At 64.1% G+C, this 12,662-nt stretch carries 16 protein-coding genes; 9 read left to right on the plus strand and 7 right to left on the minus strand.

Going from position 1 to position 12,662, the window contains the following annotated elements:
- Positions 1 to 114: 114 nt before the first annotated feature.
- Genes rpmH through yihA form a run of 5 tightly spaced genes read left to right on the plus strand, consistent with a single transcriptional unit; the run spans position 115 to position 3,325 of the window.
- Positions 115 to 249 (plus strand): 50S ribosomal protein L34, encoded by a 135-nt coding sequence (gene rpmH, locus RMN99_RS13210; protein WP_309623789.1) that lies wholly within the window; start codon positions 115 to 117, stop codon positions 247 to 249.
- A gap of 14 nt (positions 250 to 263) precedes the next feature.
- The gene (gene rnpA / locus RMN99_RS13215) at positions 264 to 617 is read left to right on the plus strand and encodes a ribonuclease P protein component (protein ID WP_309623790.1); all 354 of its coding nucleotides are present in this window, start codon (positions 264 to 266) and stop codon (positions 615 to 617) included.
- Complete coding sequence (gene yidD, locus RMN99_RS13220; RefSeq protein ID WP_309623791.1) at positions 614 to 823, plus strand: membrane protein insertion efficiency factor YidD; 210 nt, start codon at positions 614 to 616, stop codon at positions 821 to 823. Before rnpA ends, yidD begins: the two co-directional genes overlap by 4 nt.
- 56 nt (positions 824 to 879) lie before the next feature.
- A complete protein-coding gene (gene yidC / locus RMN99_RS13225) occupies positions 880 to 2,682 on the plus strand; it encodes a membrane protein insertase YidC (RefSeq protein WP_309623792.1) in 1,803 nt (600 codons plus the stop codon).
- A gap of 4 nt (positions 2,683 to 2,686) precedes the next feature.
- Positions 2,687 to 3,325, plus strand: coding sequence for a ribosome biogenesis GTP-binding protein YihA/YsxC (yihA, locus tag RMN99_RS13230; protein WP_309623793.1), 639 nt, complete (start codon positions 2,687 to 2,689; stop codon positions 3,323 to 3,325).
- On the opposite strand, the gene RMN99_RS13235 is transcribed toward yihA, so the two are convergent.
- The 3 genes from RMN99_RS13235 to RMN99_RS13245 are packed head-to-tail and all read right to left on the minus strand — an operon-like array spanning position 3,322 to position 5,721.
- On the minus strand, positions 3,322 to 3,894 hold the full coding sequence (locus tag RMN99_RS13235) for a hypothetical protein (RefSeq protein ID WP_309623794.1): 573 nt from the start codon (positions 3,892 to 3,894) through the stop codon (positions 3,322 to 3,324). The two genes, yihA and RMN99_RS13235, sit on opposite strands and share 4 nt — an antisense overlap.
- Before the next feature lie 57 nt (positions 3,895 to 3,951).
- A complete protein-coding gene (locus tag RMN99_RS13240) occupies positions 3,952 to 5,289 on the minus strand; it encodes an ectonucleotide pyrophosphatase/phosphodiesterase (RefSeq protein WP_309623795.1) in 1,338 nt (445 codons plus the stop codon).
- Positions 5,290 to 5,301: 12 nt separating this feature from the next.
- Entirely contained in the window at positions 5,302 to 5,721 is a 420-nt protein-coding gene (locus tag RMN99_RS13245; RefSeq protein ID WP_309623796.1) for a VOC family protein, read from the minus strand.
- Positions 5,722 to 5,778: 57 nt separating this feature from the next.
- On the opposite strand from RMN99_RS13245, the gene RMN99_RS13250 reads away from it, so the two are divergent.
- Positions 5,779 to 6,450 (plus strand): glutathione S-transferase family protein, encoded by a 672-nt coding sequence (locus tag RMN99_RS13250; protein WP_309623797.1) that lies wholly within the window; start codon positions 5,779 to 5,781, stop codon positions 6,448 to 6,450.
- Between the two features lie 36 nt (positions 6,451 to 6,486).
- Here RMN99_RS13250 and RMN99_RS13255 read toward each other — a convergent pair whose 3' ends face one another.
- On the minus strand, positions 6,487 to 6,936 hold the full coding sequence (locus RMN99_RS13255) for a cupin domain-containing protein (RefSeq protein ID WP_309623798.1): 450 nt from the start codon (positions 6,934 to 6,936) through the stop codon (positions 6,487 to 6,489).
- A 51-nt stretch (positions 6,937 to 6,987) separates the two neighbouring features.
- Between RMN99_RS13255 and dapE the strand changes: the two genes are divergently transcribed.
- The 3 genes from dapE to RMN99_RS13270 all read left to right on the plus strand — a co-directional run bounded on the left by dapE (position 6,988) and on the right by RMN99_RS13270 (position 10,057).
- Positions 6,988 to 8,142, plus strand: a complete 1,155-nt coding sequence (gene dapE / locus RMN99_RS13260; protein ID WP_309623799.1) for a succinyl-diaminopimelate desuccinylase — start codon at positions 6,988 to 6,990, stop codon at positions 8,140 to 8,142.
- 103 nt (positions 8,143 to 8,245) lie between these two features.
- Positions 8,246 to 9,601, plus strand: a complete 1,356-nt coding sequence (locus RMN99_RS13265; RefSeq protein WP_309623800.1) for a dicarboxylate/amino acid:cation symporter — start codon at positions 8,246 to 8,248, stop codon at positions 9,599 to 9,601.
- A complete protein-coding gene (locus tag RMN99_RS13270) occupies positions 9,602 to 10,057 on the plus strand; it encodes a GNAT family N-acetyltransferase (RefSeq protein WP_309623801.1) in 456 nt (151 codons plus the stop codon).
- 184 nt (positions 10,058 to 10,241) lie between these two features.
- Here the strand turns inward: RMN99_RS13270 and nth are convergent, their stop codons facing one another.
- The 3 genes from nth to RMN99_RS13285 form a co-directional block, all read right to left on the minus strand.
- A complete protein-coding gene (nth, locus tag RMN99_RS13275) occupies positions 10,242 to 10,880 on the minus strand; it encodes an endonuclease III (protein WP_309623802.1) in 639 nt (212 codons plus the stop codon).
- The gene (dapB, locus tag RMN99_RS13280; protein ID WP_309623803.1) at positions 10,877 to 11,605 is read right to left on the minus strand and encodes a 4-hydroxy-tetrahydrodipicolinate reductase; all 729 of its coding nucleotides are present in this window, start codon (positions 11,603 to 11,605) and stop codon (positions 10,877 to 10,879) included. Before dapB ends, nth begins: the two co-directional genes overlap by 4 nt.
- Positions 11,606 to 11,619: 14 nt before the next feature.
- A partial coding sequence (locus tag RMN99_RS13285) for an SGNH hydrolase domain-containing protein (protein WP_309623804.1) occupies positions 11,620 to 12,662 on the minus strand: 1,043 nt, incomplete at its 5' end.

Below are 12,662 nucleotides of genomic sequence, written 5' to 3' on the forward strand. Positions count from 1 at the left end.
GTTAGCTTCACCTTATGGTTGACTCTGCGCTGCCCGTTCAGTAACCGCCCGCGTCTGATCTGACGCTTTCGCTTGCGAAGGCGCGCCGAACATCGAATTTCAAAGGTTCCTACAATGAAGCGCACGTTCCAGCCCAGCAACCTCGTCCGCGCCCGCCGCCATGGCTTCCGTCTGCGTTCGTCGACGGTGGGTGGCCGCAAGATCCTGCGCGCGCGCCGCGCCCGCGGCCGCAAGAAGCTGTCTGCCTGAGCGAGACTTCGAAGATGTCGGTCCTGACCAAACGGGCCGATTTTCTCAGTGCTAACCGGGGCCTGCGCGTAGCACGTCCCGGTTTTGTGCTTTTGGTGAACCCCAACGGCGGCGATCAGGTCCGCTTTGGCATCACCGTTACCAAGAAAATCGGCAATGCCGTGGTCCGCAACCGGATGAAGCGGCGCTTGCGCGCGCTGCTGCGCGAACTGCTGCCCGATGCCGGCCTGCCCGGCCACGATCACGTGCTGATCGGCCGCGATCGCGGGGTTGAGCGCGATTTTGCCAAGCTGCACGAAGAGCTCACCATGGCACTCGCGCGGGCGGCGGCCGGCAAGGGCGATCCGCCGCGCCGACCGCGCACATGAAACGGCTGCTGATTCTGATCGCACGCGGCTGGCAACTGGGGCCATCGCGGATCCTGCCGCCATCGTGCCGTTATGCCCCGTCGTGCTCGCAGTATGCGATCGAAGCGCTGGAAAAACATGGCGCGATTAAAGGTGGCTGGCTGGCGGCGAAGCGGCTATTGCGCTGCCATCCCTGGGGGGGACACGGCTATGATCCGGTGCCTTGAACGCCGCCGCCGCCTTCCCATCTGACTGAAACGCGCCATTCGACAAAGGGCCATACGTGGACAACCAGAATTTTCGCAACATGGTCCTGGCCGGGGTCATCACCCTGGTGATCTTCATGGGCTGGGATTGGGGGATGAAATACCTCTACCCCAATGCCGACAAGCGCCCGGCCCAGGCTGCCAGTTCTGCCGCCCCTGCGCCCGCCGCATCGGGCGGCGGCGCCAAGCCGTCGCGCGAAGGCGGGCTGGCCAGCGCGGCCGATCAGGCGCTTGAAGCAAAAGACCTCAAAGCCGCGCTTAACCCTGCGGTCCGGGTGGCTATCGCCGCGCCGGGGCTGTCGGGATCGATCAACCTTGTCGGCGGCCTGATCGATGATCTGACCACCAACCGGCATACCGCCGCAGCCGACAAGGGCAGCGAAGCCCAGCGCATCTTCTCGCCCGCCGGAACCCCCGCGCAATATTATGCCGAATTCGGCTGGCGCCGCGCCGATGGCCAGCCCGATCCTGCGCTGCCCGGACACACCACGCAGTGGACCGCCCCTGCCGGGGCGAAGCTGACCGCGCAGAGTCCGGTCACGCTGACCTGGACCAGCCCGGCTGGCGCCCAATTTGCGCTGACCTATGCGATCGACACCGATTATCTGATTACCGCAACGCAAAGCGTGACCAATCCCGGTACGGCGCCCTTGGCTGTAAAGCCCTATGCGTTGCTCAACCGCACCAGCAAGACCGCCAGCCTCAATTCGTGGAACGTGCGGTCGGGGCCGTTCGGCGCTTTTGACGATACGGTCGATTTCGTGCCCTCGTACGGCGATCTCGAAGAACAGAAGAGCGTCATCAACTCCGGCAAGCCTGATTGGCTGGGCTTTACCGACATCTACTGGATGAGCGCGCTGGCACCCGCTGCCCCTGGCGGCACGGGCGAATTCTGGTCGCTGGGCGGCAAGCTGTTCCAGGCCGATGTGGCCTATCCAGCGGTCACCCTTGCGCCGGGGCAGAAGACCGAACGCGTGACCCGTCTGTTCGCCGGGGCCAAAGAGGCCGCAGTGCTCGACAAATACGAGACCGCGGGGATCACCAACTTCGGGCTGGCGATCGACTGGGGCTGGTTCCGCTGGTTTGAAAAACCGATCTTCGGGCTGCTTTCGTGGCTGTTCCAGATGGTTGGAAATTTCGGTATGGCGATCATTGCACTGACGGTGATCGTGCGCGGAGTCATGTTCCCGATCGCGCAGCGCCAGTTCACGTCGATGGCGGCGATGAAGGCGATCCAGCCCAAGATGAAGGCGATTCAGGACCGCTACAAGGACGACAAGCAGAAGCAGCAGCAGGAAATCATGGCGCTGTACAAGCAGGAAGGCGTCAACCCGCTGGCTGGCTGTTTGCCGATCTTCCTGCAAATTCCCGTGTTCTTCGCGCTTTACAAGGTGCTGATCCTGTCGGTCGAAATGCGCCACCAACCGTTCTTTGGCTGGATCAAGGATCTTTCGGCACCCGATCCGTTGCATGTTCTGAACCTGTTCGGACTGCTCGATTTCACCCCGCCCAGTTTCCTGGCGATCGGTGTGCTGGCGGTTTTGCTGGGGATCACGATGCATTTCCAGTTCAAGCTCAACCCGGCGCAGATGGATCCCGCGCAGCAGCAGATCTTTGCGTTGATGCCGTGGCTGATGATGTTCATCATGGCGCCCTTCGCGGCCGGGCTGCTGCTTTACTGGATCACCTCCAACGTGCTGACGATTGCGCAGCAGGCCTACCTCTATTCGAAGCACCCGCAGTTGAAGGCCCAGGCCGGGGCGGTGGTGGTCGATGCCAAACCGGGCAAAGGCGACAGCACCGGCAAGGCAAAGGCCTGAGCGGATGGCCGAACCTGATCTTGTCGAACAGGCGCGCCGGCTGTTTGCGGGCCGGGTGGAATTCCTGCGCAGCGCCCCGGCGCTAAGCTTTCTGCCCGATCCCGATGCCCCCGAACTGGCCTTCGCGGGCCGTTCGAACGTCGGCAAAAGCAGTCTGCTCAACGCTTTGACGGGCCGCAAATCAATCGCCCGCACCTCGGTTACGCCAGGGCGCACGCAGGAGCTCAATTTCTTCGAGGTGGGCGAACCAACCCTGCTGCGGCTGGTCGACATGCCCGGCTATGGCTATGCCAAGGCGCCGCTGAAAGTGGTTGAGGCATGGAAGCGGCTGGTGCGCGATTACCTGCGCGGGCGGGTGGTGCTGAAACGTACGCTGGTGCTGATCGACAGCCGCCACGGGGTGAAAGACGTCGACCGCGAGATGATGAAAATGCTTGATGAAAGCGCGGTCGGTTACCGGCTGGTGCTGACCAAGGCCGACAAGATCAAGGCCAGCGAGCTGGACAAAGTGATTGCCGAAACCCAGATCGAGGCGCGCAAGCATCCGGCGGCGTTCCCGGTGGTGCACGTCACCTCGAGCGAAAAGGGCATGGGGATCGCCGAACTACGCGCCGCCGTGCTGGAAGATGCGCTGATTGCCTAGCGGCCAACCCGCTTGAGCTTGGTGCGGTTGCGCGGCAGCCACTCATCCTTGCCATCGTCCAGCAGGTTGACCTCCTTGACCGTCACCATGGTGCTGCCATCGCGCGTGGTGGTTTCGCGCACCACTGCCAGCGAATCGCCGTCTTTGCGGGTTTCCGTGGCAACCATGGTCCAGTGGACGGCATCGCGCGGGCTTCCGGCCAGCGCGAGCGCACGCTTGCCGCTGTCGCTTTCGCGTCCTTTGCGGAAACCGGCATAGGCCTCGCTGCTGCTGGCTGGATCAAACTGGCTGACGGTTGTGATCCAGACGGTCCCGGTCTGCGGGCCATCGTCAAACGCTGCAGTGCGGACCATGGTGAGGCCGTCCGGCTGCACCGCGATACGCACTGTCATTGGCAGGCCTTGCCATGTGTTGTTCCCATAATCACGGTATTGCAGTTCGCCGGTCCAGCGCCCAGCCGTCGCGGCCAGCAACGGCGAAACCGGATCGGGCGCACCGCCAGCCGAAACGGCACTGGCACCGGCCAAAGCAAATGTGCCCGCACAGGCTGCTTTAATAAGTCGAATCATCGGCAAACCTTCTCGCTCGTTGGACTTTGGCTTTGGGGCGATACGCATTGGCGGCACCTAGAACCGCAACGCCGGCAGCTCGGCCATCGGCATGGCTGCCCCCATGATCGCGGCCAGGGTCGGCGCGATCGCGCGCTGGTCGATTTCGCCGAGCGCGCGGCCTTTGGGAATGCCCGGCCCCACGATCATGAAGCTGGCGCGCATTTCGGGCGCAGCGGGGAACCAGCCGTGGGTGCCCTTGTTGCGCGCCGGGCCATAGAGGCCCTCGGCCTGATCGGCGAAACTGCCAGCCGAAGTGCCGATCTTGAAGCTGACATAGAAGCTGGCGGCGGGATTGCCGCCAAGCGCCGCGATTTCCGCCGCATCGGCAACCCGCACAATCCCGCTTTGCGGATCGCATTGCAGCGCCGCCAGGACTGCCGCGACCGCCGTTTTGGTCATCGCGTCGTCCGGCTGGGCCAGCATGATTGCCGCGCTGCCCGCACCCGGCCAGGGCATCGCCTTCCAGCTTTGCACCTTGCCGTCAGGTCCCAGCGTTATCAGGCCGTTGTCGATAAACGCGCGGAACAGGTTGGTCGTGCGCGTAACGGCAGCAAAGCCGTGATCGCTGACCAGCGCGATCACCGCATCGGGATGGGCCTTGCGCTCGGCGGCGATCACCGTCGCCACCGCCGCATCGATCCGTTCAAGCACCGCATGGGCGCTCGCGGTATCGGGCCCGTCCTGGTGCTGCTGGTGGTCATAGGCGGTGTAGTAGACCGTCAGAAACTGCGGTGCGTGGCGTTCGATCAGGCTGATCGCATAGCGCGCGCGGTTTTCATCGCCGCCGATGTCTTCGACGATCCCTTGCGCATAGGGCTCACCGCGCGCTGCTTCCAGTTCTGAAAAGAGCCCCGGCGTGGCGAGCGCACTCAGCAGCTTGGCATCATCGGCATGGCCGCTGCGCCAGATCTGCGGCAGGTTCCAGTCAATCCCGGCTGCACCTGCGCTGACCGGCCAGTGGACATTGCCCACGCTCAGCCCGGCACCCTTGGCCGCTTCCCACAGGGTCGGCACCTTGATGTCACGCGCATACCAGTACCAGCCAGAGGCATTGATCTGCAGCGGATCAAAAGTCTGGTTGGCGACGATCCCGTGGCGCGCCGGGCTGGTCCCGGTAAGGATTGTGGTGTGGCTGGGGTAGGTCAGGCTGGGCAACACCCCGCGCACGCCGCTGGCATAGGCGCCATCGCGCACGAACCGGCGCAGCGTGGGGATCTTGAGCCCGCGCTTGTCCGCTTCCAGCACGTCGCCGGGGCGCAGCCCGTCAATCGAGATCAGCAGCACCGGGCGGGCCAGTGCCGGGCTGGAAAAAGCCAGCAAAGCCAGCACGGCGATCAGCAGGCGGCGCAGCATCGGCAAGACTCCCTATTTGGCGAACAATTGCCCCAGATCGGCAAAGGCTTTCATTTCGATCGCGTTGCCCGACGGATCGCGGAAAAACATCGTCGCTTGTTCGCCCGGCTCGCCCTTGAAGCGGATGTAGGGTTCGATCTCGAACGTGGTGCCCGCCGCTTTGAGCCGCTGCGCCAGTGCTTCCCAATCGGCGCGTTCCAGCACGATCCCGAAATGCGGCACCGGTACACCGTGGCCATCAACCGGGTTGAGGCCGGCATCGCCTGATCCTTCGCCCACGCAATGCGTCACGATCTGGTGGCCGTAGAAATCGAAATCGATCCACTGATCGCTGCTGCGCCCTTCGGGGCAACCCATCACCGTGCCCCAGAAATGCCGTGCCTCCGCCAGATCGCGGACGGGAAAAGCGAGATGGAAGGGGCGCAGGCTCATTTAGGGACCTCTGTTCAGACTCGACAGGCTTTAGCTGAATAGGTAGCGCGCTATCCTATGAAGCTCATCATCGGCAACAAGAACTATTCAAGCTGGTCGTTGCGCGGCTGGCTGGCGTGCAAACAATCAGGGCTGGCTTTCGAGGAAATCCAGGTCCCGCTTTACGGCGATGACTGGGATCAGCGCAAGAAGGAGACCGAAGGCATCGCCCCATCATCGGGCAAGGTTCCGGTATTGTGGGACGATGATGCGGTGGTGTGGGACAGCCTGGCGCTGCTCGAATACCTCGCCGACAAGGTCGGGCGCGACCGGTTCTGGCCCAAGGCCGACGATGCCCGGGCGATGGCCCGCTCGATGGTCGCGGAAATGCCTTCCTCGTTCCAGGCACTGCGCACCCAGTGCCCGATGAACGTGCGGCGCCGGGTGGAAGGCGCGTCGATCGACGATGCCGCCAAGTCCGACATCGTCCGCGTCCTGACGCTGTGGGCCGAAGCGCGCGCGCGCTTTGGCAAGGGCGGGCCATACCTGTTCGGCACGTTCAGCGCCGCCGACATCTTCTATGCGCCGGTCGTCAGCCGTTTCACCTCTTACGGGATCGGCGTGCCGGGGTTCGCCTTGGCCTATATGGAAGCGATCTGGAGCCACGAATGGCTGCAATCGTGGATCGCGGCGGCCGAAGCGGAGGACTCGACAATCGCCCAGTTCGAAGCTGAGCCGGTAAAGCGATAGCTCTCCCCTTCCTCTTCAGAGGAACGGGCCAAAGGCTTAAAACTCCGAACCGTCCTTGCGCTTCTGGCCATCCGCGCCAGCGAACAGGTGCATGTCGATATCGGGATAGTGGCAGGCAGTATCGGCGGGGCGGCCGATCGCCACAAACGTGCACGGCGCGTCCGAACGGTTTTGCAGCACGTGTCCATTGCCGTCATTCTTCGCGAACGCCGCGACATCACCGGTGCGCATCACGGTTTCGCCGTGATCGTCGACCAGCACCGCTTCGCCCGCCAGCATCACCACCAGCTCATCCTCGCCTTCGTGCCAGTGGCGCTGGCTGGACCAGGCACCAGGCGCCAGCACCACGTGGCTCACGCCGAAATCCTCCAGCCCCGCTGCGGGCGCCAGGCGGCGATACCAGCGGCCCTGGACCACGCCCGCGAATTCGGGCGGATAGCCGGTCGCGTTGGTTTGCGGGATGGCGTCGAGATCGAGCTTGGGCATTGTTGCGCTCCGGCTTGCGGGGATCCTGCTTACACCATACGAGGGACAGCGATGACCAGCAAAGTCCTCCCCCCTTCCGTTTTGGAATTGGCCGAAGCGCTGATCGCCTGCCCCAGCGTCACGCCTGCTGCGGGTCTGGTGTTCGATTGCCTGGAAGGCCAGCTCAAGCCGCTGGGTTTCGCGGTGCACCGCTTCCACGCCGGCGTAGCGCCTGACGGGCCGGTCGAAAACCTGTTCGCGATCCGCCAGGGCCCTGAAGGCAGCCGCCACTTCGGCTTTGCCGGCCACGTCGATGTGGTGCCGCCGGGCGAGAACTGGGCCAGCGCGCCGTTCGCGCCCGAAGTGCGGTCCAGTCCCTTGGGCGATCTGCTCTATGGCCGCGGCGCGGTCGACATGAAGGGTTCGATCGCGGCGATGGTCGCCGCCGCCGCCGCCGTGCCGCAGGATGCCGGCGCGCTGAGCTTCATCATCACCGGCGACGAAGAAGGTCCGGCGACTTTCGGCACGCAGGAACTGATCAAACATATGCGTGCGGTGAAGGCAGTGCCCGACCTGATCCTGGTGGGCGAACCGACATCGGTAAACCGGCTTGGCGACATGATGAAGATCGGACGGCGCGGATCGACCAACGTGTGGCTCGAAGTTGAGGGCAAGGAAGGCCACGTCGCCTATCCGCACCTGGCCGACAACCCGATCACCAAGCTGATCCACATGCTGGCTGAGCTGAAAGCCATGCCGCTGGATGACGGGACCGACTGGTTCCAGGCCTCCAATCTGGAAATTACCGAACTGACCGTCGGCAATCCCGCCACCAACGTGATCCCGGCGCGCGCGCAGGCCCGCATCTCGATCCGCTTCAACGACCAGCATAGCGGCAAGGAACTTGGCGCGCGGGTGCGGGCGATTGCCGAAAAGCACGGCGGTACCGCGCGCCAGGTGGTCTACGGCGAAGCCTTTCTGACCCCGCCCGGCCCCTTCAGCGAACTGATCGCCGATGCCGTCGAAGGCGAACTTGGGTTCCGGCCCGAGGCCAGCACCACCGGCGGCACCTCTGACGCGCGGTTCCTCAAAGACCTGTGCCCGGTGATCGAATTCGGCCTGTGCAATGCCACCATGCACAAGCGCGATGAGGCGGTGGCGGTGGCCGATCTTGATGCCTTGGCGCGGATCTATGCGCGGGTGGCAAAGGCGGCACTGACGGGTTAGCCCTTTGTCCCCACTCCTCTTCAGAGGAAGGGGAGCAAGTCCCGTTGCCCCCGCCCCAGCCCCCTGTTAGGCTCGCGCAAATTTGTTACCTCGGGGAGCACATATGGAAGCCGCAGCACAGAAGTCGGCCTTTGGCTGGCTGATCCACCTGCTTACCAAGCATCTCACGAAATGCATCATGGGCGGCATGGTGCTGGGCATCGTGGTCGGCTACGCGGTGAACCAGGGGCTGCTTTCGGGGGTAATGACCACCGAACACTGGACCCGCAGTTTCGCGGTGCTTTCAACCGTGTTCCTCAACCTGATCAAGATGCTGGTCGCCCCGCTGGTGCTGGCCACAATCATTTCCGGTCTGGCGCACATGAACGATAGCGCCGCGGTCGGCCGGATCGGCTTCCGCGCGATCGCGTGGTTCATCTGCGCCAGCCTGATTTCGATCAGCCTTGGCCTCATCATGGTCAATTTCTTCCAGCCCGGCGTTGGCGTCGACGTAACCGCACCGGTCAAGGCAGTGGGCGAGGTCAAGAAGCTCGACCTGTTCGAATTCATCGAACACATTTTTCCCAAGAACATCATCACCGCGATGGGCGAAAACAACGTTCTGCAGGTGCTGGTGTTCTCGCTGTTCGCCGGGATCGCGCTGACCGCGATCGGCGAAAAGGGCAAGCCGCTGGTGCGCGGGGCCGAAGCCTTGGCCGATCTGATGCTGCAGATCACCGGCTATGTGATGCGCTTTGCGCCTTTCGCGGTGTTCGGCGCATTGGCCAAGGTTGTGGCCGAAAACGGGCTGGGCATCCTCAAGACCTACGCCTTCCTGTTGGGCGAGTTCTACTTCAGCCTGGCCTTGCTGTGGACCTTGCTGCTGGGGATCGCCTGGCTGTTCCTGCGCGAACGCGCCTTCATGCTGGTGCGCTATGTTCGCGAGCCGATCATGATCGCCTTTTCGACCGCATCGAGCGAAGCGGCGATGCCCAAGCTGTTCGAACAATTGGACCGGTTCGGCGTGCCGCGCCGGATATCCGGGCTGATGCTGCCGCTGGGCTATTCGTTCAATCTCGACGGGTCGATGATGTATGCCAGTTTCGCGACGATCTTCATCGCGCAGGCCTATGGCCATGATCTGACGATCACCACGCAAATCCTGATTCTGCTGACCTTGATGATTTCGTCAAAAGGCATCGCCGCGGTACCGCGCGCCAGCCTGGTGGTAATCGCGGCAACGCTGGCGATGTTCGATCTGCCGGTGGAAGGGATCGCGCTGGTTCTGGCGATTGACCAGTTCCTCGACATGGGCCGCACCGCCACCAACGTGCTGGGCAATGCGGTGGCCACTTCGGTGATCACCAAGTGGGAAGGGATGCTGCAGCCGCCGTTCGATCCCGACGGCGAAGACCCGCACGCGCCCAGCGAAACGCCGGAACACGGCAAAAAGGGGCTACACCTCGATCCGCAGCAATAGATGCGGATTGAAGAGCGCGATCCCGCCGACCCGGCGGCGCTGGCCTGCCTTGCGCAGTACTATGCCGAACTCGACGCGCGCTTTGCCGGCGGGTTCAAGGTCGCACTTTCGGCCGATCCCGATACCGCCGATCTGGTCCGCCCGCGTGGCTGTTTCCTGGTCGCCTTCGACGGCGATACGCCCGTCGGCTGCGCCGCGCTCAAGGGAACCGACAAGGGCTACGGCGAGGTCAAGCGGATGTGGATCGCCGGTAACACGCGCGGCACGGGACTTGCGCGGCATTTGATGGAGCGGATCGAAACGGTGGCGCGCGAACTGGGCATGACGCTTTTGCGGCTCGATACCAACCGCGCCCTTGCCGATGCCATCGCGATTTACCGCCACTGGGGCTGGCGCGAAATCTCCCGCTTCAATGATGATCCCTATGCCGAGGTGTTTTTTGAAAGGTCGTTGTAAGAAGGGGTTCACGCAGAGGCGCGGAGGAAGAAAAAGAGGCGCAGAGGGGTCCTGATTGCGGCGCAGCCGCTTTCCTCATTGCCACCGCGTTTGGCGCGGCCTCTGAATAGGGAAGCCGCTTCGCGGGCATACGCAACGTCTCTGCGCCTCCTTTGCTTCCTCTCCGGCCTCTGCGTGAACCCCCTTACTTCTTCTCACTCTTGGGCTTGAAAGCACACAAATCCGCCACCGGGCAACGCCAACACTCCGGCGTGCGCGCCTTGCAGATATAGCGGCCATGCAGGATCAGCCAGTGATGCGCACCCATCCGGAACGGCGCGGGGACGGCCTTTTCCAGCTTTGCCTCGACAGAATCGGGGTTCTTGCCTTTGGCGAGGCCGGTGCGGTTGCCGACCCGGAAGATGTGCGTATCAACGGCAAAGGTTTCCTGCCCGAACCAGCAGTTGAGCACGACATTGGCAGTCTTGCGCCCCACCCCCGGCAGCCGCACCAGCTCTTCGCGCGTCGCCGGCACCGCGCCGCCGAATTCATCGACCAGCAGCCGCGACAGCGCGATGACGTTTTTGGCCTTGGAATTGAACAGGCCGATGGTCTTGATGTGCTGCTTCAGGCCATCCTCGCCCAGATCGAGCATCTGCTGCGGTGTCGTCACCAGCGCAAACAGCGCGCGCGTGGCCTTGTTGACCCCGACATCGGTCGCTTGCGCCGAAAGCGCCACTGCGACGACCAGCTGAAAGGCATTGCCGAACAACAGCTCGGTCTCAGGCGCAGGGTTGTCCTCGGCTAGGCGCCGGAAGAACTCGAACGTGTCGGCCTTGTTCAAAGCCCCAGCACTTCGCCCATGGCATAACGCCCCGGCGCCCTGCCCACCAGCCAGGCGGCAGCCCGCACCGCACCGTTTGCAAATATCGAGCGGTTTTCGGCCATGTGCGACAGTGTGATCCGCTCACTATCGCCAAGAAACAGCACAGAATGATCGCCCGCCACGGTTCCGCCGCGCAGGCTCGCGAAGCCAATGTCGCCTTGCCGGCGCGCGCCGGTGATGCCATCGCGGCCGCGCGCGCTGTGTTCGGCAAGGCTGATGCCCCGGCCACCCGCCGCCGCTTCGCCCAGCAGGAGCGCGGTGCCTGATGGCGCATCGACTTTCATCCGGTGGTGGGTTTCGGCGATCTCGATATCCCAATCATCGCCCAGCCGGCTGGCGGCTTCGCGCACCAGGTGGGCCAGCAGGGTGACGCCAAGCGCGGTATTGCCGGTTTGCAGCACGGGAATCGTTTCGGCAGCGGCATCACACAGGAAATGGTGGCGTTCTTCCAGCCCCGTGGTGCCGACCACGATTGCCACGCCCGCCGCCATCGCCGCATCGAGATTGGCTTCGAGCGCGGCGGGGGCCGAGAAATCGACCAGCACGTCGCTGGCAGCGGCCAGCGCCGCCAGATCGCCACCCTGGTCCACCCCGCCGGCCGACACGTGACCTGCCGCCGCGATGGCCGCGACCAGCGCCTGGCCCATCCGGCCTTCAAGGCCGATAATCCCGATCCGTGCCACGTGAATTTCCCCGCTCAGCGGCGGGGATCTGCGGCCAGAACCGCCCTTGCTCCCGCCAGGCTTACATGATGCGAATCGAAGTAGAGCGGATTGCCGTTCATCACAATCCGGCTGTGTGTCCCCGCGATCAGCGCGCGCGCCGGATCGATCACGCCGACGCCCTCGGCCTGCCAGCGCGGATAGGCGCGGGTCAGCCAAAGGCAATCGCGGACATAGTCGGCGGCAGGAGCACCGGGCACGTCGCCGCTCTGGCCAAAAGCTGCGGCATGGGCCAGGCGGCGCGGGACGTTCCAGGCCTGCGGCGGGACCGGGCCGATCACCACCACCCGCTTGCCCATCGCCCGCAGCCGGGCAATCGTCGCATCAAGGCGCATCAACGCGGCCGGGTCATCGCGGTATTCGCCCTGCGCCCACAATGCCGCGAGATAGACCGTGGTGATGCCCGGACTTTTGGCCAGCAGTTCCAGAACATCGGCGTTGAAGGCTGCGCAGCCGGGATCTTTGGCCCGGGCAAAACTGGCAAGCGGCGGGCACGATCCGCGCGTGCGCTGGACCAGCGCCTGGCCCTTGGCGGCATATTCCTGCCCCAGCACCCAGGCAAATTCGACCCCGTGGCTATCGCCCCACAGCAGCGCAGTGGGCGCGGCGCCGGGTGCGCCAAAGGTGCATTCTGGCCGCGCGCCGCCAATCGCGTCGCTCAGACAAGCGGTGCGTTTGGGACTGAAATCATCCTTGGCCGCGGTGAGGCGCGCCACGTCGGGCGGAAACCGGCTGGCCCAGCCGCCCAGCGAAATCAGGGCGATTGCGCCCGCACCGAGCGCAGCCATGCCGATCCCGCTCCACATGAAAATCCGCTTCTGATCAAAGCGCTGCGATGAACGGAACGGGCGTTCGATCCAGCGCCAGCTGGCCCAGGCGGCGAGAAACGATGCGGCAATGATGCCAAGCTGCCAGATGCCCGCCAGCTTCTCGTCGCGCGCATATTCGGCAAAAACGATCAGCGGCCAGTGCCACAGGTAGAGCGAGTAGGAGATCAGGCCGATCCCCACCGGCAGCG

This window comes from Novosphingobium sp., from assembly GCF_031417815.1.
Classification (GTDB): Bacteria; Pseudomonadota; Alphaproteobacteria; order Sphingomonadales; family Sphingomonadaceae; genus Novosphingobium.

Bases quoted from the DNA above. Each gene is read 5' to 3' on its own strand.
- RMN99_RS13235 (WP_309623794.1), bottom strand. From the start codon at position 3,894: ATGATTCGACTTATTAAAGCAGCCTGTGCGGGCACATTTGCTTTGGCC.
- dapE (WP_309623799.1), top strand. From the start codon at position 6,988: ATGACCAGCAAAGTCCTCCCCCCTTCCGTTTTGGAATTGGCCGAAGCG.
- yidD (WP_309623791.1), top strand. From the start codon at position 614: ATGAAACGGCTGCTGATTCTGATCGCACGCGGCTGGCAACTGGGGCCA.
- RMN99_RS13270 (WP_309623801.1), top strand. From the start codon at position 9,602: ATGCGGATTGAAGAGCGCGATCCCGCCGACCCGGCGGCGCTGGCCTGC.
- yihA (WP_309623793.1), top strand. From the start codon at position 2,687: ATGGCCGAACCTGATCTTGTCGAACAGGCGCGCCGGCTGTTTGCGGGC.
- rpmH (WP_309623789.1), top strand. From the start codon at position 115: ATGAAGCGCACGTTCCAGCCCAGCAACCTCGTCCGCGCCCGCCGCCAT.
- RMN99_RS13240 (WP_309623795.1), bottom strand. From the start codon at position 5,289: ATGCTGCGCCGCCTGCTGATCGCCGTGCTGGCTTTGCTGGCTTTTTCC.
- rnpA (WP_309623790.1), top strand. From the start codon at position 264: ATGTCGGTCCTGACCAAACGGGCCGATTTTCTCAGTGCTAACCGGGGC.
- RMN99_RS13250 (WP_309623797.1), top strand. From the start codon at position 5,779: ATGAAGCTCATCATCGGCAACAAGAACTATTCAAGCTGGTCGTTGCGC.
- RMN99_RS13265 (WP_309623800.1), top strand. From the start codon at position 8,246: ATGGAAGCCGCAGCACAGAAGTCGGCCTTTGGCTGGCTGATCCACCTG.
- RMN99_RS13255 (WP_309623798.1), bottom strand. From the start codon at position 6,936: ATGCCCAAGCTCGATCTCGACGCCATCCCGCAAACCAACGCGACCGGC.
- RMN99_RS13245 (WP_309623796.1), bottom strand. From the start codon at position 5,721: ATGAGCCTGCGCCCCTTCCATCTCGCTTTTCCCGTCCGCGATCTGGCG.